Raw genomic sequence first — 24829 nt, 5'->3', positions numbered from 1 at the left:
GCGCCGGCAGGACACCCCCTAGCGCCGGATCAGCCGGCGGGCCGTCGCCGTCGCCACGGCGGCGGTGCGGGAGTCGACGCCCAGCTTGGCGAAGATGTGGACCAGGTGGGACTTCACGGTGGCCTGGCTGAGGAAGAGCGCCTTGCTGATCTGCTGGTTGGAGAGACCCTCGCCGACGAGCTGGAGGACCTCCAGCTCGCGCTTGGTCAGGGCCTCGGCGGGGGTGCGCATCCGGTCCATCAGCCGGTGGGCGACCGCGGGGGCGAGGGCGGACTGGCCGGCCGCCGCCGTACGGACCGCCGCGGCCAGCTCCTCGGGCGGCGCGTCCTTCAGGAGGTAGCCGGAAGCGCCCGCCTCGACCGCCGCGAGGATGTCGGCGTCGGTGTCGTACGTGGTGAGGACCAGCACCTTGGGCCCGTCGGGCACGGCGGTGATGGCCGCCGTCGCCTCCGAGCCGTGCATGCCGGCACCGAACTGGAGGTCCATCAGGACGACGTCCACGCCACCGGCGGCGGCCAGCTCCACCGCCCGCTCGGCCGTGGCGGCCTCGGCGACGACCGTGAAGTCGGGCTCCGTGTCGAGGACGGCGCGCAGGCCCGCCCGCACCACCGGGTGGTCGTCGGCCAGAAGAAGGCGGATGGTCATGCGGAGGCTCCAGCCGGGAGGGGGAGGGAGACGGCGACGGCGGTGCCCTGGCCGGGCGCGGACTCGACGGTGAACGTGCCGCCCAGCGACTCCGCCCGCGAACGCATCGCCGGCAGCCCGAAGCCGGCGTCGGACGAGGGCCGCACGGAGGCGGGATCGAAGCCCCGGCCGTCGTCGACGACGTCCAGCGTCACCGAGGCGTCCATGAACGACAGGGTGATCTCGGCCCGCGAGGCCCCCGCGTGCCGCACGGTGTTCGCCAGCGCCGACTGCGCGATCCGCAGCAGCGCCACCTCGTAGGGAGTCGGCAGCTCCACCGGTGTACCGCTCGTCGTGAAGCGGACCCGGGGGGCGGCCGGACGGCCCGCCCCCGGCGCGTACGGCTCCGGCCCGCCCGCCCGCGCGTCCGCCTCCGCTCCGGCCTCCCCGTCCGGCGCGTACGCCGCTCCCGGCCGGCCCGGCTCGCACAGCCGCTCCAGGGCGGCCGCGAGAGAGCCGTGCTCCAGGTCCGGGGGAGTGAGGGCGCGGACGAAACGGCGGGCCTCGGCGAGGTTGTCCTGGGCCGCCTCGCGGGCCCGGCCGATGTGACCGGCGGCGGGGGAGTCCGGCGGCAGGGCCCGCTCGGCGGCCCGCAGCAGCAGCTGGATCGAGGAGAGGCCCTGCGCGAGGGTGTCGTGGATCTCGCGGGCGAGCCGCTCCCGCTCGGCGAGGGTGCCCGCGTGCCGCTCCGCCGCGGCGAGCTCCGCGCGGGTCTCGATCAGCTCCTCGATGAGCTGCCGCCGCCGCTCGCTCTCCCGGTACAGGGCCTGGTACCCCAGGACCGTCGCGACCGCGACCGCCGCGCCGAGCAGCGGGCCGATGAAGACGCCCGGATTGAGCGCGGCACCGTGGCCCACGTACGAGAGGATCGCCGAGACCGCGGTCAGCCCCACGGCCGGCAGCGACCAGCGCACGGGCAGCAGGTGCAGCTGGAGGAAGTAGAGCGGGAAGGCCAGCCAGAGGGCCTCCGGCGTGAGGCAGAGCAGCGCGAGCCAGGACAGGCCCAGGACCCCCAGCCACACGGCGGCGGCCCGCTGCGAGCCGCGCACGGACGGCAGGGAGGAGCCCGCGGCGTAGACCGCGCCGGTGACCAGCGCCATCGCCGTCCCGCCCGTCGAGTCCGCGCGCACCGCCGCCAGGACGAGCAGGCCCGCCATGAGCAGGTGCAGGCAGAGCCGCAGGGCGCGGAGGGCGGGGGTGAGGGGACGCCGGGCCGGGTGGAGGGAGGAGCGGGGATCCATGATCCCTCCAGGGTAGACAGCGGGAGACAATCCGGACTCAACCGAAAGTTTGATTGCGGAGCCATCCGTGGCGCGATGCCCCGGAGGCACCCGGCCGACCACTCTGGTCAGCATGTTCGTGGCATGGAGAGACCTGAGATTCGCCAAGGGGCGCTTCACCCTGATGGGCACCGTGATCGTGCTGATCACCCTGCTGGTGGGGCTGCTGTCCGGGCTGACCGCCGGACTCGCGCGAGAGAACATCTCCGCGATCACCGGCCTGCCCGCCGACCGGCTCGCCTTCGCGGCGCCGCCGACCGGGCAGTCGGTCTCCTTCACCAACTCGACGGTGACGGAGGAGCAGTGGCGCCGGTGGTCGCAGCGGCCCGGTGTGACCGAGGCCGCGCCGCTCGGCATCCGCACCCTCAACGCCGCCGCCGGGGACCGCACCGCCGCCGTCTCCGCCTTCGGCACCGAGAGCGGATCCGGGCTCGCCCCGGCACCCGTCGGCGCGGGGAAGGCGGTGCTGTCCGAGTCGGTCGCCGAGGAGCTGGGCGTGGGCGCCGGGGACGCGGTGCGCCTGGGACCGCTGGAGGTGACCGTCACGGCGGTCGCCGGCGACGCCTCGTACAGCCACACCCCCGTGGTGTGGACCTCCCTCGACGACTGGCAGAGGTTCGGCCACAGCGGCACCACCCCGCAGGAGCAGGCCACCGTCATCGCGCTGAGCGGCGACGGCGCGGACTGGGCCGCCGGTGACGCGGCCGCGGGGACGGAGGCGCGGACGATCGACGACGCGCTCACCGCCATAGGGTCCTACCAGGCGGAGAACGGCTCGCTCCAGCTGATGCGCGGCTTCCTCTTCGCCATCTCGGCGCTGGTCATAGGAGCGTTCTTCACCGTCTGGACCATCCAGCGCAGCGGCGACGTGGCCGTGCTCAAGGCGCTCGGCGCCTCCACGCCCTACCTCCTCAGGGACGCCCTCGGGCAGGCCGTCCTCATGCTCACCGCCGGCACGCTGCTCGGCACCGCGCTCGCGGTCGGCATCGGCGCCCTGGTCAGCGGCGGGAACGTGCCCTTCGTCCTGGAACCGCTCACCGTCCTGGGGCCGGCCGCCGTGATCGTCGTCCTCGGCGTCGTCGGCGCCGCCCTGTCCATCCGGCGGATCACCGCCGTCGACCCCCTCACCGCCCTCGGGAGCGCCCGATGAGCCTCGTCCTCGACGCCGTCACCCTCACCTACCCGGACGGAGAGGGCCGGCTCACCGCCCTCGACGCCGTCTCCCTCACCGTCCCCGCCGGCACGCTCACGGCCGTCGTCGGCCCGTCCGGCTCCGGCAAGTCCAGCCTGCTCGCGGTCGCGGCCACGCTCGTCACCCCCGACGAGGGCCGGGTGGTCGTCGCCGGCACGGACACCGGGCCGCTGACCCCCGCCGCCAAGGCGCGGCTGCGGCGCGAGCACATCGGGATCGTCTTCCAGCAGCCCAATCTGCTGCCCTCGCTGAGCGCCCTGGAGCAGCTCCAGGTGATGGCCCATCTCTCGGGCCTTCCCCCGAAGGCGGTACGGGGCCGCGCCCGGGACCTCCTCGACGCGGTGGGCCTCGGGGACCAGGCGCACCGGCGCCCCCACCAGCTCTCCGGCGGTCAGCGCCAGCGGGTGAACATCGCCCGCGCCCTCATGAACGAGCCGTCCGTCCTCCTGGTCGACGAGCCCACCAGCGCCCTCGACCACGAGCGGGGCGCGGCCGTCATGGACCTCCTCGCCGGCCTCACGGCCGAGCGCGGGACCGCGACCGTCCTCGTCACCCACGACCGCACCCATCTGTCCCGCACCGACCACACGGTCACCGTGCGGGACGGCAGGCTGGTGGAACCGGCCCGGGCCTGAGGGTCCGGGGGCGTCAGGAGATGCCGCCGGGGTCGCGTACCTCGATCACACCGTCCACGTCCGCACCCCTGGCGACGAGCGGAGAGGCGCTCGTCGCCAGGGGTGCGCGCGGTTCAGGACTGGCCGTTGCCCGAGGTGTTCGCGAGGGCGGCCGACAGCTCGCGGGCGACTTCCTGGAGGATCGGGACGATCTTCTCCGTGGCGGCCTCGGTGACCCGGCCGGCGGGGCCGGAGATGGAGATGGCCGCCGCCGTCGGGGAGTCGGGGACGGAGACCGCGAGGCAGCGGACTCCTATCTCCTGCTCGTTGTCGTCGACCGCGTACCCGCTCTCGCGGACCTCGACGAGCGCGTCGAGGAAGCCGTCGGGGGTGGTGATGGTCTTCTCGGTGGCGGCCGGCATGCCCGTACGGGCGAGCAGCGCGCGCACCTCGTCCGCCGGGGTGTGCGCCAGCAGTGCCTTGCCGACGCCGGTGGAGTGCGGCAGGACCCGGCGGCCGACCTCGGTGAACATGCGCATGGAGTGCTTGGACGGCACCTGCGCCACGTAGACGATCTCGTCCCCGTCGAGCAGCGCCATGTTGGCCGTCTCGCCGGTCTCCTCGACGAGCCGGGCGAGGTAGGGGCGCGCCCAGGTGCCGAGGAGGCGGGCGGAGGACTCGCCGAGCCGGATGAGGCGAGGGCCGAGCGCGTACCGCCGGTTGGGCTGCTGGCGTACGTAGCCGCAGGCCACCAGGGTGCGCATCAGGCGGTGGATGGTGGGGAGGGGCAGTCCGCTGCTGGCGGAGAGCTCGCTCAGCCCGACCTCGCCCCCGGCGTCGGCCATCCGCTCCAGGAGGTCGAAGGCACGCTCAAGGGACTGGACGCCACCGCTCGCGGCGGAGGGCTTGGCGGCGTCGGTGGTGCTGGCGCTGGACGTCGGCACGTCAACGGTCCTTTCGAGGCAGGCGGGCAAGGCAGCAGCCTACCGGGCCACCGGCCGGGGCACATGGTCCCGGTGCCGGCGTACGCGCCGGTCAGGGGGTGTTTGTCCGGTGTCGCCGAGGGCCCGGCGGGGTCCGGGTCCGCCCCGCATGTGCGGAGCTACGTTCTACTGTACGGAATTTGCTTTCCACTTTGTGGAAACATCCAAGGTGGGTTCACCAAGGGCCGATGCTGGAAGTGTGCCCTTGACGACATGTCGTCCGGAAGTGAAGACTCCTTCAACAGTTCGTTGAATTTTCTCGCCGAAGTGCTTGAAGAAGGGGTACGGGTGGACGTCAACCTGGTCCTGCGCTCGACACGCGTCATCACCCCCGAGGGGACGCGCCCGGCGTCGATCGCCGTCTCCGGAGGGACGATCGCGGCCGTGCTGCCGTACGACGCCGAGGTACCCGCCGGTGCCCGGCTCGAGGACGTCGGCGACGACGTCGTCCTGCCCGGGCTCGTCGACACCCACGTGCACGTGAACGACCCCGGCCGCACCGAGTGGGAGGGCTTCTGGACCGCCACCCGCGCGGCCGCCGCCGGCGGCATCACCACCCTGCTCGACATGCCGCTGAACTCGCTGCCCCCGACGACCACCGTCGAGAACCTCCGCGTCAAGCAGGAGGTCGCCCGCCGCAAGGCCCACATCGACGTCGGCTTCTGGGGCGGTGCGCTCCCCGACAACGTCAAGGACCTGCGCCCCCTCCACGACGCCGGGGTCTACGGCTTCAAGTGCTTCCTCTCGCCCTCCGGCGTCGACGAGTTCCCCTCGCTCGACCAGGAGCAGCTCGCGACCTCCCTCGCCGAGATCTCCGGCTTCGACGGCCTGATGATCGTGCACGCCGAGGACCCGCACCACCTCGCCGCCGCCCCCCAGCGCTCCGGCGGCGCGTACGCCGACTTCCTCGCCTCGCGCCCCCGCGACGCCGAGAACACCGCCATCGAGAACCTGGTCAACCAGGCCCGCCGGCTGAACGCCCGCGTCCACGTCCTGCACCTCTCCTCGTCCGACGCGCTGCCGCTCCTCGCCGCCGCCAAGGCCGAGGGCGTCAAGATCACCGTGGAGTCCTGCCCGCACTTCCTCACCCTCACGGCCGAGGAGATCCCGGACGGCGCCACCGAGTTCAAGTGCTGTCCGCCCATCCGCGAGGCGTCGAACCAGGACGCGCTGTGGCAGGGCCTCGCGGACGGCACGATCGACTGCATCGTCTCCGACCACTCCCCGTCCACCGCGGACCTCAAGACCCCCGACTTCGCCTCGGCCTGGGGCGGCATCTCCTCCCTCCAGCTCGGCCTCCCCGCCATCTGGACCGAGGCCCGCCGCCGCGGCTTCGACCTGACGGACGTCGTCCGCTGGATGTCCGAGGCCCCCGCCCGGCTCGCCGGACTCACCCGCAAGGGCGCCATCGAGGCCGGCCGCGACGCCGACTTCGCCGTCCTCGACCCCGACGCCACCTTCACCGTCGACCCGGCCGAACTCCAGCACCGCAACAGGATCACCGCCTACGCGGGCAGGACCCTCAGCGGCGTCGTCACCTCCACCTGGCTGCGCGGCGAGCGGATCGCCGACCACGGCACCCTGGCCGAGCCCTCCGGCCGCCTCCTCGAAAGGAACAACTGACCCGTGAGCACCGGCATACCCTCCTTCACCGGCGACGCCAGCCCCTTCGGCGGCGGTGACCCGTACGCCGACTACCGCACCGCCGACTTCCCCTTCACCCAGTACGCCGACCTCGCCGACCGCCGCCTCGGCGCCGGTGTCGTCGCCGCCAACGACGAGTTCTTCGCCGAGCGCGAGAACCTGCTCAAGCCCGAGCCCGCCGAGTTCGACCCCGAGCACTTCGGCCACAAGGGCAAGATCATGGACGGCTGGGAGACCCGCCGCCGCCGCGGCGTCTCCGCCCAGCAGCCGCACCCCACCGAGGACGACCACGACTGGGCCCTCGTCCGCCTCGGCGCGCCCGGCGTCGTCCGCGGCATCGTCGTCGACACCGCCCACTTCCGCGGCAACTACCCGCAGGCCGTCTCCGTCGAGGCCACCTCCGTCGCCGGCTCGCCCTCGCCCGAGGAGCTCCTCGCCGACGACGTCAAGTGGACGACCCTCGTCCCCCGCACCGCCGTCGGCGGCCACGCCGCCAACGGCTTCGCCGTCGACGTCGAGCAGCGCTTCACCCACCTGCGCGTCAACCAGCACCCCGACGGCGGCATCGCCCGCCTCCGCGTCCACGGCGAGGTCGCCCCCGACCCCGCGTGGCTCGGCGTGCTCGGCACCTTCGACCTCGCGGCCCTGGAGAACGGCGGCCAGGTCGAGGACGCCTCCGACCGCTTCTACTCGCCCGCCACCAACACCATCCAGCCGGGCCGCTCCCGCAAGATGGACGACGGCTGGGAGACCCGCCGCCGCCGCGACAAGGGCAACGACTGGATCCGCTACCAGCTCGTCGCCGAGTCCGAGATCCGCGCCGTCGAGATCGACACCGCCTACCTCAAGGGCAACAGCGCCGGCTGGGCCGCGCTCTCCGTCGCCGCCGAAGGCTCCGAGGACTGGACCGAGATCCTGCCCCGTACCCGCCTCCAGCCCGACACCAACCACCGCTTCGTCCTGGACACCCCCGCCGTCGGCTCCCGCGTACGGATCGACATCTACCCGGACGGCGGCATCTCCCGCCTCCGCCTCTTCGGCTCCCTCACCGAGACCGGCGCGGCGCGGCTGACCGCCCGCCACCAGGAACTGGGCGGCTGAGAAGCCCCCAACCACCGGGCGGGCACGACACCCCGCCCGGTGGCTTCTTTTCGGGCTCGGTTCGCCTCCGGGCGCCTTGAGCCGGACTCACGGCCCCGGACGTGCTCGCCGCCCCCCTTTTTTCGGGCTCGGTTCGCCTCCGGGCGCCTTCAGCCGGACTCACGGCCCCGGACGTGCTCGCCTCCCTCGTTCCTCGGGAGGCTGCGCGCGTCCGGGGCCGTTCCTCCGGCGGCGCCCTTCGGCTCACTCGCCCCTCTTCTTCGGGCCTTCGGCTCACTCGCCCGGGGGTGTCAGGCCGCGTGGCCGCCGTCGACGGAGAGCTCGGCGCCGGTGACGTAGGTGCCGCCGGGGCCCGCGAGGAAGGCGACCATGGCGGCGACCTCGTGCGGGGTGCCGAAGCGGCCGAGGGCGGTGAGGGCCGACTGGCCGGGGGCGTACGGTCCGTCGGCCGGGTTCAGGTCGGTGTCGACCGGGCCGGGGTGGACGAGGTTGGCGGTGATGCCGCGGGCGCCCAGCTCGCGGGCGAGCGCCTTGGTGAGGCCGACGAGGGCGGACTTGCTGGTCGCGTAGAGGGTCCCGCCGGGGCCGGGTACGCGCTGGGTCATGCAGGTGCCGATGGTGATGATGCGACCCCCGTCGGGGAGGCGCGCGGCGGCTGCTTGGGAGGCGAGGAAGGCCGCCCGGACGTTGACGGCGAGGACGCGGTCGACGTCCGCGAGGGTGAGCGACTCCAGGGGGCCGAGGACGCCGATGCCGACGTTGTTGACCAGGACGTCGAGACGGCCCAGGGCGTCCGCGGCCCACTCGACCGCGCCCGCCGCGTCGCCGGCGTCGGCGGCGTCGGCGCGGAGGGGGAGGGCCTTGCGGCCGGCCGCCTCGATCCGGGCGGCGACGTCCCGGGCGCGGGCCTCGTCCTGGACGTAGGTGAAGGCGACGTCGGCGCCCTCCTGGGCGAGCCGGACGGCCGTGGCCGCGCCGATGCCGCGGCTGCCGCCGGTGACCAGGGCCGCCGTGCCGTTCATCGTGGACATCCCGAAACCTCCGTGGGTCGTGAGCAAGTGGTTGCGGGTTCAATAAAAGTCGGCGGGCCCGTCGGACGCTGGCGGCAATCGGACCCCGACGCGGCCACCGATGAGTTCCGTCGGGCGGTGGAGTCGAAGGGGGTGAGACACGATGGTCCGGAGAACAGAAAGGGCACCCGCCATGGCCACCCTCAGCCTGACCCAGTTCCTCACCCTCGACGGCGTCGTCCAGGCGCCCGGAGGGCCGGAGGAGGACCGCAGCGGCGGTTTCGAGCACGGCGGCTGGTCCGTGCCGTTCGGCGACGACGACTTCGGGCAGCGCATCACCGAGATCTTCGACCGGCCGACCGCGTTCCTGCTCGGCCGCCGCACGTACGACATCTTCTCGGGGTACTGGCCCCTGCACACCGACCCCGCGGACCCCGTCGCGTCCAAGCTCAACGGGCTCCCCAAGTACGTCGCCACGACGACGCTCGCCTCCGCGGACTGGGAGGGCACCACCCTGCTCCGCGGCGACGTGGTGAAGGAGGTCGCCGATCTGAAGGAGCGCCTCGACGGCGAGATCCAGATGCACGGCAGCGCGACCCTCGCCAGGACCCTCCTCGACCACGACCTGATCGACACCCTCCACCTGCACGTCTTCCCGGTGGTCCTGGGCACGGGGCGTCGCCTGTTCTCGGACGGGGTCCGGCCCACCGCGTTCCGCCTCACCGACGCGCGCACCACCGGCTCAGGCGTCGCCCTCCACACGTACGAGCTGGCGGGCAGGCCCGCGTACGGCAGCTACTGACCGCGGGGGCCGGCAGAAAGGTGTAGCCGCCACGGGCCCGGCCGGGTACGGTGATCGCTCCACGTGGGAGCCGCCGAAGTCTCCACCCCGTCTCAAGAGTTGGAGAAGCGGCCGCCATGTCGTCGATCGCCGCCCCCGTGACCCTCGGCGCCCCCCGCCGGGCCTGGCTCACCGACCTGCCCGTCCTGCTCGTCGCCGTCGTCTGGGGCGCCAGTTATCTGGCGGCCAAGGGCATCACCACCACCCACACCGTCGTCGCGGTCCTCGTCCTGCGGTTCGCCGTGGTCCTGCCGGTCCTGGTGGCGGCGGGCCGGCGCAGGCTCCGGGCGCTGACCGCGGCCCAGTGGCGGGGCGCGGCGACCCTCGGGCTGATCCTCGGCGGGATCTTCCTGCTGGAGACGTACGGCGTCGTGCACACCTCCGCCACCAACGCGGGCCTGATCATCAGCCTCACCATGATCTTCACCCCGCTCGCGGAGGCCGCCGTGAACCGGGTGCGGCCCCCGCGGGCGTTCCTCGCCGCCGCGGGGCTCTCCGTGGCCGGCGTCGTCCTGCTGACCCAGGGCGGCGGTTTCACCGCGCCCTCGCTCGGCGACCTGCTGATGCTGCTCGCGGCCGTCGCCCGGACGGTGCACGTCCTGGCCATGTCGCGGATCAAGGCGGTCCGCTCGGCGGACTCGCTCTCCCTCACCACCGTCCAGCTCGGCTCCGCGGTGGCCGTGTTCGCCGTCCTGGCCGCCGTCCCGGGCACCGGGGCCTCGCCGTGGGCCGTCGCCCTCGCCTTCGGGCCGCGCGAGTGGGCCGGGCTGCTCTTCCTCTCCGTCTGCTGCACCCTCTTCGCGTTCTTCGTGCAGATGTGGGCGGTCCGCCGCACCTCACCCTCCCGGGTCAGCCTCCTCCTCGGGACGGAGCCCCTCTGGGCGGCCGCCGCGGGCATCGCCCTCGCCGGCGACCGCCCCGGCGTCCTCGGCCTCGCCGGCGCCGCCCTCGTGCTGGCGGGCACCGCCTGGGGCCGCCGGGCCGCCGACCGGGCCGCCTAGGGGGTGTCCTGGCCCTGGACGCCGTCCAGGGACACCGCGTCGGCAAGCCCGACGACGCCCGCACCTTGGGCCCCCGCACTCCGTGCATCCCCCGCGGGAGACGACGCGGGCCTCTGCCGGGCTGCATCCGTTGCACAGGAAAGCTGCGTGCCTCGCACACCCTGACGTTCCGTCCGGCCCTAGATTCCTTGTTGCCGGACACCCGCCCGGGCGACGAACGCTGCCATGCCGCGTCGATCCTCAATGATCTGCGCTCATGGCCGCGCGGCGCGGACGGTGGAGTCGGCCGCAGGCCGTCGTGCCGGCGCTTCGTGCGCCACGTGGAAGGAAGCGCGACCACGTGCTTCATTTGAGAAAGCTGATCATGCGTAAGTCCATACTGGCCGTCTTCGCGGCCCTCCTGGTCGTGTTCACCATGAACGTCTCGACCGCCACTGACGCGGACGCCGCGACGTACCACGTGCTGAAGAACAAGTACTCGGGGAAGTGCGCCACGCCGAAGGGCAACGGCACCTCCAACGGGACCATCATCACCCTGTGGGACTGCACCGGCTCCCCGCTCCAGCACTGGGAGATCCGAATGGACAGGGGGAGCTACCAGATCGTGAACAGGGCGAGCGGTAGGTGCCTGACCCCGTACGGCAACGGCTACAAGACCGACGGCGCCGTCCTGGGCCTGTGGGACTGCGACACCAGCAGCACCAACTACCCGCAGCTGTTCGACTACGACCAGGGCTGGACCTGGACCGCTTACTCGGGCCCGGACTACCGCTGCCTGACGAACAAGGGCGGCAGCCACGCCAACGGCACCTACCTCACCCTGTGGCGCTGCGCCGGCGACTACCCCACCGAGCAGCAGTGGGTCTTCAACTACGCGTAGGAGCCCCTTCGGGGCACCCGCCCCGGGCGACGAACGCTGCCATGCCGCGTCGATCCTCATGATCTGCGCTCATGGCCGCGCGGCGCGGACAGGTGTCCCCGCCCGTCCGGCCAGGCAACCACCACATCACCGCCACCCCCGACCGCGGGGTCGGCAACCTTCGAGGAAGACCGAGATGATACGCAAGGCGTCAGCCCTACTCATCGCACTGCTCACCGCGCTCGGCGTCAGTGTCCTGTCGACCGGCACGGCCAACGCCGCCGGCAACCGGCTCTACAACCAGGGCAGCTGCGCCACACCCGAGGGCAACAGCACCGCCAACGGGGCAGTCATCACCGTCTGGTCCTGCACGGGCAGCAGCCTGCAGAACTGGCACTGGCTCAACCAGCACATCGTGCACGACGTCAGCGGCAAGTGCCTGACCCCGCGCGGCAACGCCTCCGCCACCAACGGCACGGTCCTGACCCTGTGGACCTGCGACTGGAGCGACTCCAGCCCGCAGGTGTTCGTCGGCAACTCCGGACGGACCTGGACCCAGTTCGGGGGCAAGTGCATCACGAACAAGGGCAACTCCTCGGCCAACGGAACCTGGCTGACCCTGTGGACCTGCAACCCGGAGTTCAACAACCCCCAGGCATGGGGCCTGGTCTTCTGACGATTCCGGGGCGGGGTGTGAGCGGTCCACGCTCTCACCCCGCACCCGTCGGGACCGACTCGCGTGACGGATGCCCCGGCATGACCGCCGCCCCGTGATCGCGTTCGTCGCGCGATCCCCGTGCTCCGGCGCCCGTCGGTCACCCTCGCCTGCCTCCCACCCTGGCGCCCATGACCTTCCGGACACCCCCTACCTCAGGTCCGGGGAACCCGGTCCGACACGATCATGAGGACCAGGCCGAGGACCGCGATCACGATGTTGGCGAACACCTCGCGGCCCTCCAGGAACCAGACGTTGTCGGTCAGGAACCGCGTCAGCCCCATCAGCCGGAACCAGCCGTCCGTGAGCTCCCGGACCACCCCGCAGACGCCGAACACCGTGAGCAGGAATCCGCCTACCTCGAGAATTCTCTTCATGCCGTGATCATGGCGGGGGTGGCCGGGCGGCCGCGTCCGCCTCCGGTCCACGGCACCCGCTACCGAAGTATCGAGCTGTGCGACTTCGGTAGCCGCCCGGGCCGCTCATGCCCGGCGGGCGCCCCTCGGCTGCGTACATTGCCCTTATGACTCGTACGGACCGGCAGCGCTGGCTGCTCCCCTCTCACCTGGTCGAACCGGGTGGGACGGGGGCGCCGAGGCCCCGCCGAACGGCCCGCGACTGGGTCGTGGACACCACGCTCTTCCTGCTCGCCGCCTTCGTCGGCCTCCTGGTCGCCGACACCACCGCGCAGTACACCAGCGAGGCGGTCACGCTCGCCGACCAGCTCGCAGGAGCCGCCGCCTGCTGCGCCCTCTGGGCGCGCCGGAGGTGGCCCGTCGGGCTGGCCGTCGTGCTCTCCCTGGTGAACGTCGTGGCCCCGGTCGCGGCCGGGGCGCTGCTCGCGAGCCTGTTCAGCGTCGCCGTACGCCGTCCCTTCCGCGAGGTCGCGTGGATCGGCGCGTTCGCCGTCGCCACCTCGGCCGTGCAGGTCGTCGTCCGTCCCGACCCCACCACCAACGCCTGGCTGTCCGTCGCCATCGGCTCGATCCTCGTCCTCCTCGTCACCGCCTGGGGCATGCTCGTCCGCTCCCGGCGCCAGCTCGTCGAGGCCCTCAGGGAACGCGCCCGCCGCGCCGAGGCCGAGGCCGAGCTGCGGGCCGCCCAGGCCCAGCGGCTGGCCCGCGAGGCCATCGCCCGCGAGATGCACGACGTCCTCGCCCACCGGCTCACCCTCCTCAGCGTGCACGCCGGGGCCCTGGAGTTCCGGCCCGACGCCCCGCCCGAGCAGGTCGCCCGCGCCGCCGGCGTCATCCGCGACAGCGCCCACGAGGCCCTCCAGGACCTCCGCGAGATCATCGGCGTCCTGCGCACCCCCGGCGAGGGCGGCGAGGGGGACCGGCCCCAGCCGACCCTCGTCACGCTCGACGCGCTCGTCGCCGAATCCCGCGAGGCGGGGGCCGACGTCGTCCTCGACACCACCGTCGACGACCCCGCCGCCGTGCCCGCGGCCACCGGCCGCACCGTCTACCGCATCGCGCAGGAGGGCCTCACCAACGCCCGCAAGCACGCGCCGGGAACCGTGGTCACGGTCACCGTCCGCGGCCGGCCGGGCGACGGCCTGACCGTCGACGTCCACAACCCCGCCCCGTCCGGTCCGGTCCCGCACGTCCCCGGCTCCGGCCAGGGACTGATCGGCCTCACGGAACGCGCCACCCTCGCCGGCGGCCGGATGGAGCACGGCCCGGCCCCCGACGGAGGGTTCGCCCTGCACGCCTGGCTACCGTGGCCCCCATGACCATCCGGCTGCTCATCGTCGACGACGACCCCCTGGTCCGCGCTGGCCTCACCCTGATGCTCGGCGGCGCCGACGGAGTGGAGATCGTCGGCGAGGGCTCCGACGGCGCGGACGTCCCCGAACTCGTCGCCCGGCTCGCCCCGCACGTCGTCCTCATGGACATCCGCATGCCGAGGGTCGACGGCCTCACCGCCACCGAACGGCTCCGTGCCCGCCCGGACGCCCCCGAGGTCATCGTCCTCACCACCTTCCACGCCGACGAACAGGTGCTGCGCGCCCTGCGGGCCGGCGCCGCCGGATTCGTCCTCAAGGACACCCCGCCCGCCGAGATCCTCGCCGCCGTCCGCCGCGTCGCCGCCGGGGACCCCGTCCTCTCGCCCGCCGTGACCCGCCGTCTGATCACCCACGTCGCCGCCGACCGGCCGGAGCGGTCCCGCCGCGCCGCGGCCGCCGGCCGCCTCGGCCGGCTCGCCGAGCGCGAGCGGGAGGTGGCCGTCGCCGTCGGCCGCGGCCGCTCCAACGCCGAGATCGCCGCCGAGCTGTACATGAGCGTCCCGACGGTCAAGGCCCACGTCTCCCGCGTCCTCGCCAAACTCGACCTCGACAACCGGGTCCAGATCGCGCTCCTGGTCCACGACGCGGGTCTGCTGGACGAGGCCGACGGCGACTAGGCCGTGTCCTGTCGATCATGCCGGGCTCGCGCCACGACCCCCGGAAGGGACCGCCCGGTCGGATAGTCTGAACCGATGTCCGTCATCGAACTGGGGGAGTACGGCGCGGACTTCACCGCGAACCCGTATCCCTTCTACGCGAAGCTCCGCGAAGCCGGTCCCGTGCACGAGGTGCTGATGCCGGACGGCTTCCGGTTCTGGCTGGTCGTCGGCCACGAGGAGGGGCGCGCCGCGCTCGCCGACCCGCGCCTGGCCAAGTCCCCGTCCGTCATCGGCGTGAAGCCGCCGGAGGAGGACATCATCGGCGTCCACCTCCTCGCGGCGGACGCCCCCGACCACACCCGGCTGCGCCGCCTCGTCACGGCGGAGTTCACCGGCCGCCGGGTCGAGAGCCTGCGGCCCCGCATCGAACGGCTGACCCAGGACCTCGCCGACGCGATGGAACCGGCGGGCCGCGCCGACCTCGTCGACGCCTACGCCTTCCCGCTGCCGATCACCGTCATCTGCGAACTCCTCGGCGTCCCCGCCGAGGACCGCGACACCTTCCGCCGCTGGTCGAACGAACTGGTCGTCCCCACCGGCGAACAGGGCATCCAGGAGGCCCTGGAGGGCTTCGCCGGGTATCTCGACGAACTCATCGAGGACAAGCGGGCCGCCGGGCCCGCCGACGACCTGCTCTCCGGCCTGATCACCGCCCGTGCCGAGGACGGCGACCGGCTCTCCCTGCCCGAACTCCGAGCCATGGCGTATCTGTTGCTCATCGCCGGACACGAGACCACCGTCAACCTGATCTCCAACACCGTCCGCAACCTGCTCACCCACCCCGCACAGCTCGCCGCCCTGCGCGCCGACCCCTCCCTGCTCGACGGCGCGATCGAGGAGTCCCTGCGGTACGACGGCCCGGTGGAGACCGGCACCTACCGCTTCACCCGGGAGGAGGTCGTCCTCGGCGGCCGGGTCGTCCCCGCCCACGAGAGCGTCCTCGTGGGCATCGGCGCGCTCGACCGCGACCCCGCCCGCTTCCCCGACCCCGACCGCTTCGACATCCGCCGGGACACCCGCGGCCACCTCGCCTTCGGCCACGGCATCCACTACTGCCTCGGCGCCCCGCTGGCCCGCCTGGAGGGCAGGATCGCGCTCCGTACCCTCCTCGACCGCTTCCCCCGGCTGGAGCTCGACCCCGGGGGAGAGCCCTGGGAGTGGCTGCCCGGCCTCCTGCTGCGCGGCGTCAGGAGCCTTCCCGTCCGGTGGTGAGCGCTCGGGCGCCCCGGCCACCCGCGGCCCCGGCCGGACATGCCCGCACGGGGATGTCCGGCCCGGCACCGCTCAGGCGGCGTCCACCCGCACCGGCCGCCGCTCCCGGCGGGAGAGCTCGCACGCCTCCGCGATCCGGAGGGCCGACAGGGCCTCCCGTCCGTCGCACGGGTTGGCGGCCTCGCCCCGCACCAGCCGTACGAAGGCGTCGAGTTCGGCCTCGTACGCGGGACCGAACCGCTCCAGGAACCCCGGCCAGGGCTTGCCCGGCGCGGCCGGGCCGTGCGGCTCCACGGAGGTGAGCGGCGCGCGCTCGTCCAGCCCGACCACGACCTGGTCCCGCTCGCCCGCCAGCTCCATGCGCACGTCGTACCCGGCGCCGTTGCACCGCGTCCCCGTCACCGTCACCGGCGTGCCGTCGTCCAGGGTGAGCAGGGCGGCGGCCGTGTCGACGTCACCCGCCGCGCGGAACATCGCCGGGCCCGCGTCCGAGCCCGTCGCGTACACCTCGACGACCTCCCGCCCGGTCACCCAGCGGACGATGTCGAAGTCGTGCACCAGACAGTCCCGGAAGAGCCCGCCGGAGAGCGGCAGATACGCGGCGGGCGGCGGCGCCGGGTCGGAGGTCACCGCCCGTACGGTGTGCAGCCGGCCGAGCCGCCCCGACCGCACCGCCTCGCGCGCCGCCCGGTACCCCGCGTCGAAGCGGCGCATGAACCCCAGCTGCAGCTCGGTGCCCGCCGCGGCCACCGCCGCCAGGGCCCGCGCGGTCCCCGGGACGTCCAGGGCGATCGGCTTCTCGCAGAAGGCAGGCAGTCCCGCCTCCGCCGCCCGCGTGATCAGCTCCGCGTGCGCGGCCGTCGCCGAGGCGATGACCACGGCGTCCAGGGCGTGCCCGAGCAGGGCCTCCACGTCCGGGGCCGCCTCCGCGCCCAGCGCCCCCGCGACACCGGCCGCCCGCGACGCGTCCGCGTCGGCCACGACCAGCGCCCCGACCTCCGGATGGCGGGCCAGCACACCCGCGTGGAAGCTCCCGATCCGTCCCGTACCGATGAGTCCGATGCGCATGGCCCCACCGTGGGGGCGCCCGTCCCGACTGTCAAGGATTTGTCAGGACATCCGGACGTCACGACCTCCCGTCATGTGCTTCCTGTCACCCGCACACCGGGGCTACGCTCCCCCAGTGTCCAAGCAGTCCGGATCCCCCCTGCCCCCGCTCTCCGTGGACCGCGGCAGCCCGGTCCCGCTCTACTTCCAGCTCGCCCGCCAGCTGGAGAGCGCCGTGGAGAACGGGACGCTGGCCCCGGGCACCCTCCTGGGCAACGAGATCGACCTCGCCACCCGCCTCGGCCTGTCCCGTCCCACCGTCCGCCAGGCCATCCGGACCCTCGTCGACAAGGGCCTCCTGGTCCGTCGCCGCGGCGTCGGCACCCAGGTCCTGCCCGGCGGGGTCCGGCGCCCGCCGGAACTCGGCAGCCTCTACGACGACCTCGACGCCGCGGGACGGAGCCCCGCCACCCGGGTCCTCGTCGACCGCACCGAACCCGCCCCCGGACCGGTCGCCGCCGCCCTCGGCATAGCCCCGGGCAGCGACGTCCGCTACCTGGAGCGGCTGCGCACCGCCCACGGCGAACCCATGGCGTACCTGCGCAACCACCTCCCCGCCGGGCTCGTCGCCGCCGACACCGCGCTCCTGGAGACCACCGGCCTCTACCGCACCCTCCGCTCCGCCGCGATCACCCTGCACAGCGCCCGGCAGTCGATCGGCGCCCGCGCCGCGACCGCCGCCGAGGCCGTGCTCCTCGACGAGCCGGCGGGCGCCCCGCTGCTCACGATGGAGCGCACCACCTTCGACGACACCGGCCGCGCCGTCGAGTACGGCTCCCACCTCTACCGGGCCGCCCGGTACGCCTTCGAGTTCCGGCTGATGGTCCGTCCGTAGCCCCGAGGAGGCCCCCTGACGAGCGCTGCGATCCGCATGACCGATACTGCAATGCACGCAGAAGGACACAAAGGAGGGCACGGCCTCGTGACCAGGCTTCGGACCGGAGGGGTACGCGCCGTCGTCGGCGCCGTGCTCGCGCTCACACTCACAGGGGCGCTCGCGGGGTGCAGCAGCACCGGCGGGAAGAGGGCGGAGGACGCCCGCAAGGCAGCCGCTGCCCAGGGCCGGGCGGCCGTCGACACCCCCCGCTGGACCTTCGCCATGGTGACCCACTCCGGTGACGGGGACACCTTCTGGGACATCGTCCAGAACGGCGCCAAGCAGGCCGCCGTCAAGGACAACATCAACTTCCTCTACGCCCACAGCGACGAGGGCAAGGAACAGGCGCAGCTGATCGACTCGTACGTCACCAAGGGCGTCGACGGTCTCATCGTGACCCTGGCCAAGCCCGACGCCGTGAAGGCCGCCGTCGAGAAGGCCGTCAAGGCCGGCATCCCGGTGATCACCGTGAACTCGGGCGCCGAGCAGTCCAAGGCGTACGGCGCCCTGACCCACATCGGCCAGGACGAGACCGTCGCAGGCGAGGCCGTCGGCGAGGAACTCGACCGGCGCAAGAAGAAGAAGGCCCTCTGCGTCCTGCACGAGCAGGGCAACGTCGGCCACGAGCAGCGCTGCGGCGGAGCGAAGAAGACCTTCGGCGGCGAACTCGTGAACCTCTACGTCGACGGCACCAACATGCCCGACGTGAAGGCGTCCATCGAGGCCAAGCTCCAGTCCGACAAGGACATCGACGCCGTCGTCACCCTCGGCGCCCCCTTCGCCGACGCCGCCGTCCAGGCCGCGAAGAGCGCCGGGAGCACCGCGGAGGTCGACACCTTCGACCTCAACGCCAAGGTCGCGACCGCCCTCCAGGCCGGCACCCTCGGCTTCGCCGTCGACCAGCAGCCCTACCTCCAGGGCTACGAGGCCGTCGACCTGCTCTGGCTCTACCGCTACAACGCCGACGTCCTCGGCGGCGGCAAGCCGGTCCTCACCGGACCCCAGATCATCACCAAGGACGACGCCGCCGCGCTCGTCGGCTACGCGGAGCGGGGCACCCGATGAGCTCCACCGCCCCGCCGTCGGACGGCGTCGACCACGTCGACGAACGGCTGCTGCGCACCACCCCGCTCAAGAAGCTCCTCGCCCGCCCCGAGCTCGGCTCGGTCGTCGGCGCGATCGCCGTCTTCGTGTTCTTCTCGGTCGTCGCCGACAGCTTCCTGCGCCCCGCCAGCCTCGGCACCGTGCTCTACGCGGCCTCCACCATCGGGATCATGGCCGTCCCCGTCGCCCTGCTGATGATCGGCGGCGAGTTCGACCTCTCCGCCGGCGTGATGGTGACGAGCTCGGCGCTGATCTCGTCGATGTTCAGCTACCAGATGACGGCGAACGTCTGGGTCGGCGTCGGCGTCTCGCTGCTCGTCACCCTGGCGATCGGCCTGTTCAACGGCGTCATGCTGACCCGCACCAAGCTGCCCAGCTTCATCATCACGCTGGGCACCTTCCTCATGCTGACCGGCCTGAACCTCGGCCTCACCAAGCTGATCAGCGGCACCGTCTCCACGAAGACCATCGCCGACATGGAGGGCTTCCCCTCCGCCCGGAAGCTCTTCGCCTCGCAGCTGACCATCGGCGGCGTCGAGTTCAAGGTCACCATCCTGTGGTGGTTCGGCCTCGTCGCCCTCGCCACCTGGATCCTGCTCCGCACCCGCTTCGGCAACTGGATCTTCGCCGTCGGCGGCGGCGCCGACGCGGCCCGCGCGGTCGGCGTCCCCGTCTACCGGACGAAGATCGGCCTCTACATGGGCGTGGCCTTCTGCGCCTGGATCTCCGGCCAGCACCTGCTGTTCTCCTTCGACGTCGTCCAGTCGGGCGAAGGCGTCGGCAACGAGCTCATCTACATCATCGCGGCCGTCATCGGCGGCTGCCTGATCACCGGCGGATACGGCTCCGCCATCGGCTCGGCGGTCGGCGCCCTCATCTTCGGCATGACCAGCAAGGGCATCGTGTACGCCGAGTGGAACCCCGACTGGTTCAAGTTCTTCCTGGGAGCGATGCTCCTCCTGGCGACCCTGCTGAACGCCTGGATCCGCAAGCGCGTGGAGGCCACCAAGTGACGACCGACGCCACGGCGCCCGCCGCCCCCGACGCCGCTCCGCTCGTCGAGCTGACCGACGTCAGCAAGTACTACGGCAACATCCGCGCCCTCGAAGGGGTCTCCCTGGAGGTCCGCGCGGGCGACATCACCTGCGTCCTCGGCGACAACGGCGCCGGCAAGTCCACCCTCATCAAGATCGTCGCGGGTCTCCACCGGCACGACGCGGGGACCTTCCGCATCGAGGGCGAGGAGGTCACCCTCGCCAACCCCCGCGACGCCCTCGACCGGGGCATCGCCACCGTCTACCAGGACCTCGCCGTGGTCCCCCTCATGCCGGTCTGGCGGAACTTCTTCCTCGGCTCCGAGCCCACCAGGGGCTCCGGTCCCCTCAAGCGGCTCGACGTCGGCCTCATGCGGAGCACCACCCGCGAGGCGCTGCTCCGCATGGGCATCGACCTGCGCGACGTCGACCAGCCCATCGGCACCCTCTCCGGCGGCGAGCGCCAGTGCGTGGCCATCGCCCGCGCCGTCCACTTCGGCGCCAAGGTCCTCGTCCTCGACGAGCCGACCGCCGCGCTCGGCGTCAAGCAGTCCGGCGTCGTCCTGAAGTACGTCGCCGCCGCACGTGACCAGGGCCTCGGCGTGGTCCTCATCACGCACAACCCCCACCACGCCTACCTCGTCGGCGACCGTTTCGTCCTCCTCAAGCGCGGCGCCATGGCCGGCAGCCACACCAAGGCGTCCGTGACGCTCGACGAGTTGACCCGGCAGATGGCAGGCGGCTCCGAGCTGGAGGACCTCCGCCACGAACTGGAGCGGCCCTCCGCGACGTGACGGCCGTCGCGGCCGACCTCACGGCCCCCTCACTCTCCAGCTGGCAGAATCGGAGCCGATGAGTACCTACCGCGACCTCACCCACCGGGGCTCGGCCCGGGGCACCGTCCTGCGGACCGTCGGGACCCGGGAGCGGCGCTCCCACCTGACGGCGCCCCGGGTGCCGACCGTCGGCATCGACATCGGCGGTACGAAGGTGATGGCCGGTGTCGTCGACGCCGACGGCAACATCCTGGAGAAGCTCCGCACGGAGACCCCGGACAAGTCCAAGAGCCCCAAGGTCGTCGAGGACACCATCGTCGAGCTGGTCCTGGACCTCTCCGACCGGCACGACGTGCACGCCGTCGGCATCGGCGCGGCCGGCTGGGTCGACGCCGACCGCGCCCGGGTGCTCTTCGCCCCGCACCTCGCCTGGCGCAACGAGCCCCTCCGCGACGCCCTCCAGGGGCGCCTCGCGGTCCCCGTCATGGTCGACAACGACGCCAACACCGCGGCCTGGGCCGAGTGGCGCTTCGGCGCCGGACGCGGCGAGGACCACCTCGTCATGATCACCCTCGGCACCGGCATCGGCGGCGCGATCCTGGAGGGCGGCCAGGTCAAGCGCGGCAAGTACGGCGTCGCGGGCGAGTTCGGCCACATGCAGGTCGTCCCCGGCGGACACCGCTGCCCCTGCGGCAACCGGGGCTGCTGGGAGCAGTACAGCTCCGGCAACGCGCTCGTCCGCGAGGCCCGCGAGCTGGCGGCGGCCGACTCCCCGGTCGCCTACGGCATCATCGAACGGGTCAAGGGCAACATCCCCGAGATCAGCGGTCCGCTGATCACCGAGCTCGCCCGCGAGGGCGACGCCATGTGCGTCGAACTGCTCCAGGACATCGGCCAGTGGCTCGGCGTCGGCATCGCCAACCTGGCCGCCGCCCTCGACCCCTCCTGCTTCGTCATCGGCGGAGGCGTCTCCGCCGCCGACGACCTCCTGATCGGCCCCGCCCGGGACGCCTTCCGCCGCCACCTCACCGGCCGCGGCTACCGCCCCGAGGCCCGCATCACCCGCGCCCAGCTCGGACCCGAGGCGGGGATGGTCGGCGCCGCCGACCTCGCCCGGCTCGTCGCCCGCCGCTTCCGCCGCGCCAACCGGCGCCGCGTCGAGCGGTACGAACGGTACGAGCGCTACGCCCAGGTCCTGCGCAACGGGACCACGGGCCGGGCCGCACGCACTCCCGAGGACCCGCCTTCATGACCGTGCCCCACCAGTCCACCCCTTCGCGCGACCCGCGGGCCAAGCTGCCCGAGGACCGCCGGCACATGATCCGCCGCCGCTGGCTGACCGCCGTCACCATCGTGCTGCTCGTCGGCATCCCGGCCGGCTACCTCGTCATCTCCGCGGGCCAGAGCCGCGACAGCGGCCGCGACAAGGAGCGCGAGTCCTCGGCCGCCGGTCTCCAGGCCAACTGGCCCTCGCTGATGAAGCGCCGGGTCTTCGAGGTGCCGGTGCCCGCCGGAGCCTGGGACGTCGCCTACTACGAGACCAGCAACTGGAAGACGAGCCGGCTCTACGTCCAGTTCACGACGACCGCCGGCGGCCTCGACGCCTTCCTCGCCGAGTCCGGCACCGGCCGCGCGCGCCTCACCTCGGGCCGTATCACCGTCGGCGACCGCGACGCCGAGATCGCCGGCTGGACCTTCGGCGACGGCGCGACCGACGCCACCGCCGCCGGCACCACAGGCGGCACGGCCTGGGCGGGCACCTCCGTACTCCGCGAGGAACCACGCCCCGACACCGACATCACGGTCGACCTCACCGACCCGGCCTTCCCGCGGGTGTACGCGGTCTCCGCGACCAGCCCCTGAACCTCCGGACCCGGCCCGGTCAGAGGCCGGTGACCTTGGCGCTCGCCGACAGCTCGTACACCAGGGTGACCGTGCGGCGGCCGCCGGGCGGGAGGTCCACCTCCCAGCGGGCGATGCCGTCGGCGTCGACCGCGTCCGGCGGCGGGGAGCAGGCGTCCTTGTGGAGGCGCACCTCCACCGCGGAGACCTCGGAGACCGGGATCCGCTCCCGCAGCACCACGGTGCGGCCGTCGCTCTCCCCGGGCGCGGAGAAGCGCGACACATGGAGCCGTACCGTGCGGGTGACCACCGTGCGCTGGGTCAGGCCGACGGAGTCGCGGGACTCCTCGGCCAGCCGGACCACCCGGTAGTCGTCGCGGCTGCCGAAGGCCAGCTCGGCGGCGGCGCCGACGGCCGTGAAGTCCAGCGTGCCGCGCCCGGTGAAGCCGCTGCCCCGGACGAGGTCGACGGGCCCGGCGAGCAGCACGTGGCCGGACAGGTTGTCGAACCGGACCACCTGCGTGACCAGCGGGGACAGCTCCGGCGAGCAGGCGTACTCGGCGCGGGCGGGCGCGGTGAACGAGGACAGCGGCACCCGGTGGGCCCGCCCGTCCCCGGGCACGGAGACCGGTGCGGGCGCCTTCAGGACGCGCGCCTCGCCGCCGTCGTCGACCCCCGGCAGACCGAGTACGGGGGCCGGACCGAGGGACTCGACGTCCTCCTCGCGCAGCTCCACGTCGACCGTCCGGCGCTCCGCCGCCGAGCGGTCCTTCAGCGTCAGCCGGTCCTCGGCGATGCGCGGCGGGTCGGTGGCCAGCGCCGAGCGGGCCGTCGAGAGGGTCAGCCGGACGCCCGACCAGTCCTCGCCCGTGCGCTGCCAGACCATCGCGTCGGTCTCCACGGTGAGGGAGTCGCCGTCGAGCACGGCCCGGTAGGCGGGCCGCCACAGGGCGCACGGGGTGAGGTGGCTCAGACGCAGCCCCACGGGTCCGGCCGCCGCGGTCTCCACGGTCAGCTCGACGTGGCCGACCAGCTCGGCGGGGTCCTCCTCCGACCGGTGCAGGGCCAGCTGGGACTCCAGGAGCTCGGACTCCAGCGCGGACTGCCGGGCCTGCACGGCGCGCAGCCGTTCGGCGTACGTGTCGCGCTCGCCGTCCACGCGGTCGAGCTCGCGGGTCCAGCGCGACCGCTCGGTCTCGCCGTAGCCGGTGCCCTCGCCGATCTCCCGCATCAGGTCGCCGGCGAGCCGGCCGAGCAGGCCGAGGCGGGCCCGCAGCCGTTCGGCCTGCCGGCCGAGGTCGGCCTCCTCCTCTTCCAGGGCGTGGACGCGCAGGCGCAGGGCGGAGTCGTCGACGGGCGAGGGGCGAGGTCCGCGCGGGGTCCAGGTGCGGACGATCCGCACGTCGAGGACGTCCGCGGCGTGCTCGGCGGTCAGCTCGGCGTGGAGGGTCCGGTCGACGGCGAGCGCGCCGACCGGACCGAGACGCAGCCGGGTGACGCCGGCCGGCAGGTCGAGGACGGTGGTCCGCTCGACGAGGGCGCGGTCCTCCAGACAGGTCACCGCGGTGACGGGGAGGGCGATCGGCTCGGGGGGCGTGGTCATGGCGGTGTCAGCTCCTGCGGTTGCCGCCGACCAGGGCCTTGCCGGTCGGGATGCGGATCTCGTAGCCGCCGTCGAGGGCGGTGGTGGCGCCGGCGGGCAGGTCGAGCCGCCAGACGCGGGTGCCCGGCGCGAGGCGGTCGGGGCCCGAGCCCTCCTCGGGCGTCGTCCAGCCGGCCCGCTCCTCGATGCGGACGTCCGGCTCCGTGCTGACCGGAACCCGTTCGTGGACCTCGACCGTGACGGGCCGCGCGAGCCGGTTGGCCAGCTCCACGTGGACGCGGTGGTCGAGCACGGTGGTCTGGTTGCGCATGCCCGCGGTCGACTCGTTCAGATGCGTGCGGCGGGTGACCCGGATTCCCTCGGCCGGGCCGAGCCCCATCCGGCGGACGCCGCCCGGAGCGAGCGTGGGCAGCGCGGCGGTCAGCAGGAAGTCGTCGTCGACGGTGACCTCCACCGGCCCCGCCAGCAGCGCCTGGTCGGTGGCGTTGGCGAGGACCAGCGTCGCGTACACCGTCTGCTCGACGGAGGGCACGCAGAGGTACTCGGTGCGCAGCCCCACGCCGATCTCGCCGACGGTCACGGTGTGCCAGGTGCCGTCCGAGGGGACGTCGGCGCGGGCGGTGGCGTCGAAGCGGTGGTCGAAGGAGCCCGCCGACTCGCGGGGGCGCACGGTCTTCCCCGGCAGCGGCTGGTCGGCCACCGCCTCGGCGCGGCGCCGGTACTCGGCCGCCACCAGGTCCGAGGGGGCGTCCGGGAACAGCCGGCCGCGGCGGCCGCCCCGCTCGTCGGGACCGCGCAGCACCAGGGCCGCGTAGTCGAGCTCGGCGCCGCTCGGCTGCGGCGGCCCCGGGGGCGGCGGAGGCGGGGGCGGCGGCGCGGCGGCGGCGGGAGCGGGGGGCACC

25 protein-coding genes are annotated in these 24829 nt (G+C 73.5%); 17 read left to right on the top strand and 8 right to left on the bottom strand.

The genetic code is table 11. From position 1 onward, the window contains the following. Window positions 1-18 precede the first annotated feature (18 nt). A complete protein-coding gene (locus tag AB0424_RS28135) occupies window positions 19-645 on the bottom strand; it encodes a response regulator transcription factor (RefSeq protein ID WP_366309371.1) in 627 nt (208 codons plus the stop codon). Then, entirely contained in the window at window positions 642-1925 is a 1284-nt protein-coding gene (locus AB0424_RS28130) for a sensor histidine kinase (RefSeq protein ID WP_366309370.1), read from the bottom strand. The genes AB0424_RS28135 and AB0424_RS28130 overlap by 4 nt, the downstream gene beginning before the upstream one ends. Window positions 1926-2037: 112 nt before the next feature. On the opposite strand from AB0424_RS28130, the gene AB0424_RS28125 reads away from it, so the two are divergent. Both AB0424_RS28125 and AB0424_RS28120 read left to right on the top strand, forming a co-directional pair. Continuing rightward, complete coding sequence (locus AB0424_RS28125; RefSeq protein WP_366309369.1) at window positions 2038-3114, top strand: ABC transporter permease; 1077 nt, start codon at window positions 2038-2040, stop codon at window positions 3112-3114. Further along, complete coding sequence (locus tag AB0424_RS28120; protein ID WP_366309368.1) at window positions 3111-3791, top strand: ABC transporter ATP-binding protein; 681 nt, start codon at window positions 3111-3113, stop codon at window positions 3789-3791. The genes AB0424_RS28125 and AB0424_RS28120 overlap by 4 nt, the downstream gene beginning before the upstream one ends. 113 nt (window positions 3792-3904) lie before the next feature. On the opposite strand, the gene AB0424_RS28115 is transcribed toward AB0424_RS28120, so the two are convergent. Next, window positions 3905-4714: an IclR family transcriptional regulator gene (locus AB0424_RS28115; protein WP_366309367.1), complete on the bottom strand. Its 810-nt coding sequence runs from the start codon at window positions 4712-4714 to the stop codon at window positions 3905-3907. Between the two features lie 327 nt (window positions 4715-5041). Here AB0424_RS28115 and allB point away from each other — a divergent pair, with 327 nt between their 5' ends. Together allB and alc are read left to right on the top strand one after the other, a co-directional pair. Further along, a complete protein-coding gene (gene allB / locus AB0424_RS28110) occupies window positions 5042-6376 on the top strand; it encodes an allantoinase AllB (RefSeq protein WP_366309366.1) in 1335 nt (444 codons plus the stop codon). A gap of 3 nt (window positions 6377-6379) precedes the next feature. After that, a complete protein-coding gene (gene alc / locus AB0424_RS28105) occupies window positions 6380-7498 on the top strand; it encodes an allantoicase (RefSeq protein WP_366309365.1) in 1119 nt (372 codons plus the stop codon). A 290-nt stretch (window positions 7499-7788) separates the two neighbouring features. On the opposite strand, the gene AB0424_RS28100 is transcribed toward alc, so the two are convergent. Further along, window positions 7789-8529, bottom strand: coding sequence for an SDR family oxidoreductase (locus AB0424_RS28100; RefSeq protein ID WP_366309364.1), 741 nt, complete (start codon window positions 8527-8529; stop codon window positions 7789-7791). A 172-nt stretch (window positions 8530-8701) separates the two neighbouring features. Here AB0424_RS28100 and AB0424_RS28095 point away from each other — a divergent pair, with 172 nt between their 5' ends. The 4 genes from AB0424_RS28095 to AB0424_RS28080 all read left to right on the top strand — a co-directional run bounded on the left by AB0424_RS28095 (window position 8702) and on the right by AB0424_RS28080 (window position 11885). Then, window positions 8702-9310, top strand: coding sequence for a dihydrofolate reductase family protein (locus tag AB0424_RS28095; protein ID WP_366309363.1), 609 nt, complete (start codon window positions 8702-8704; stop codon window positions 9308-9310). Window positions 9311-9426: 116 nt separating this feature from the next. Next, window positions 9427-10350 carry a DMT family transporter gene (locus AB0424_RS28090; protein ID WP_366309362.1) on the top strand — a complete coding sequence of 308 codons (924 nt, stop codon included), beginning with the start codon at window positions 9427-9429 and terminating at the stop codon, window positions 10348-10350. 364 nt (window positions 10351-10714) lie between these two features. Continuing rightward, window positions 10715-11230 (top strand): RICIN domain-containing protein, encoded by a 516-nt coding sequence (locus AB0424_RS28085; protein WP_366309361.1) that lies wholly within the window; start codon window positions 10715-10717, stop codon window positions 11228-11230. A 175-nt stretch (window positions 11231-11405) separates the two neighbouring features. Next, a complete protein-coding gene (locus AB0424_RS28080; protein WP_366309360.1) occupies window positions 11406-11885 on the top strand; it encodes an RICIN domain-containing protein in 480 nt (159 codons plus the stop codon). A gap of 194 nt (window positions 11886-12079) precedes the next feature. Here AB0424_RS28080 and AB0424_RS28075 read toward each other — a convergent pair whose 3' ends face one another. Beyond that, window positions 12080-12301, bottom strand: coding sequence for a hypothetical protein (locus AB0424_RS28075; protein WP_366309359.1), 222 nt, complete (start codon window positions 12299-12301; stop codon window positions 12080-12082). Between the two features lie 146 nt (window positions 12302-12447). Here AB0424_RS28075 and AB0424_RS28070 point away from each other — a divergent pair, with 146 nt between their 5' ends. The 3 genes from AB0424_RS28070 (at window position 12448) to AB0424_RS28060 (ending at window position 15584) form a co-directional block, all read left to right on the top strand. Continuing rightward, window positions 12448-13659: a histidine kinase gene (locus AB0424_RS28070; RefSeq protein WP_366309358.1), complete on the top strand. Its 1212-nt coding sequence runs from the start codon at window positions 12448-12450 to the stop codon at window positions 13657-13659. Continuing rightward, window positions 13656-14330, top strand: coding sequence for a response regulator transcription factor (locus AB0424_RS28065; RefSeq protein WP_366309357.1), 675 nt, complete (start codon window positions 13656-13658; stop codon window positions 14328-14330). The genes AB0424_RS28070 and AB0424_RS28065 overlap by 4 nt, the downstream gene beginning before the upstream one ends. A gap of 75 nt (window positions 14331-14405) precedes the next feature. After that, complete coding sequence (locus tag AB0424_RS28060; protein ID WP_366309356.1) at window positions 14406-15584, top strand: cytochrome P450; 1179 nt, start codon at window positions 14406-14408, stop codon at window positions 15582-15584. A 72-nt stretch (window positions 15585-15656) separates the two neighbouring features. On the opposite strand, the gene AB0424_RS28055 is transcribed toward AB0424_RS28060, so the two are convergent. Continuing rightward, the gene (locus AB0424_RS28055) at window positions 15657-16652 is read right to left on the bottom strand and encodes a Gfo/Idh/MocA family oxidoreductase (protein WP_366309355.1); all 996 of its coding nucleotides are present in this window, start codon (window positions 16650-16652) and stop codon (window positions 15657-15659) included. 115 nt (window positions 16653-16767) lie between these two features. On the opposite strand from AB0424_RS28055, the gene AB0424_RS28050 reads away from it, so the two are divergent. From AB0424_RS28050 to AB0424_RS28025, 6 genes are all read left to right on the top strand, one after another. Further along, window positions 16768-17526: a GntR family transcriptional regulator gene (locus tag AB0424_RS28050; RefSeq protein WP_366309354.1), complete on the top strand. Its 759-nt coding sequence runs from the start codon at window positions 16768-16770 to the stop codon at window positions 17524-17526. Between the two features lie 87 nt (window positions 17527-17613). Then, window positions 17614-18633, top strand: coding sequence for a sugar ABC transporter substrate-binding protein (locus AB0424_RS28045; RefSeq protein WP_366309353.1), 1020 nt, complete (start codon window positions 17614-17616; stop codon window positions 18631-18633). After that, window positions 18630-19685 carry an ABC transporter permease gene (locus tag AB0424_RS28040; protein ID WP_366309352.1) on the top strand — a complete coding sequence of 352 codons (1056 nt, stop codon included), beginning with the start codon at window positions 18630-18632 and terminating at the stop codon, window positions 19683-19685. The genes AB0424_RS28045 and AB0424_RS28040 overlap by 4 nt, the downstream gene beginning before the upstream one ends. Continuing rightward, complete coding sequence (locus AB0424_RS28035) at window positions 19682-20500, top strand: ATP-binding cassette domain-containing protein (RefSeq protein WP_366309351.1); 819 nt, start codon at window positions 19682-19684, stop codon at window positions 20498-20500. The genes AB0424_RS28040 and AB0424_RS28035 overlap by 4 nt, the downstream gene beginning before the upstream one ends. A 58-nt stretch (window positions 20501-20558) precedes the next feature. Next, complete coding sequence (locus AB0424_RS28030) at window positions 20559-21734, top strand: ROK family glucokinase (RefSeq protein ID WP_366309350.1); 1176 nt, start codon at window positions 20559-20561, stop codon at window positions 21732-21734. Continuing rightward, window positions 21731-22345, top strand: a complete 615-nt coding sequence (locus AB0424_RS28025) for a hypothetical protein (protein ID WP_366309349.1) — start codon at window positions 21731-21733, stop codon at window positions 22343-22345. The genes AB0424_RS28030 and AB0424_RS28025 overlap by 4 nt, the downstream gene beginning before the upstream one ends. A gap of 19 nt (window positions 22346-22364) precedes the next feature. Here AB0424_RS28025 and AB0424_RS28020 read toward each other — a convergent pair whose 3' ends face one another. Both AB0424_RS28020 and AB0424_RS28015 read right to left on the bottom strand, forming a co-directional pair. Further along, on the bottom strand, window positions 22365-23927 hold the full coding sequence (locus AB0424_RS28020) for a mucoidy inhibitor MuiA family protein (RefSeq protein WP_366309348.1): 1563 nt from the start codon (window positions 23925-23927) through the stop codon (window positions 22365-22367). A 7-nt stretch (window positions 23928-23934) separates the two neighbouring features. Further along, window positions 23935-24829, bottom strand: an 895-nt coding sequence (locus AB0424_RS28015; RefSeq protein WP_366309347.1) for a DUF4139 domain-containing protein, incomplete at its 5' end; no start/stop codon positions are given.

Source organism: Streptomyces sp. NPDC051180, from assembly GCF_040689545.1.
Lineage (GTDB): Bacteria > Actinomycetota > Actinomycetes > Streptomycetales > Streptomycetaceae > Streptomyces.
The sequence above is the reverse complement of the archived record's forward strand: the minus strand, read 5'-3'. Positions and strand labels throughout refer to the sequence as shown.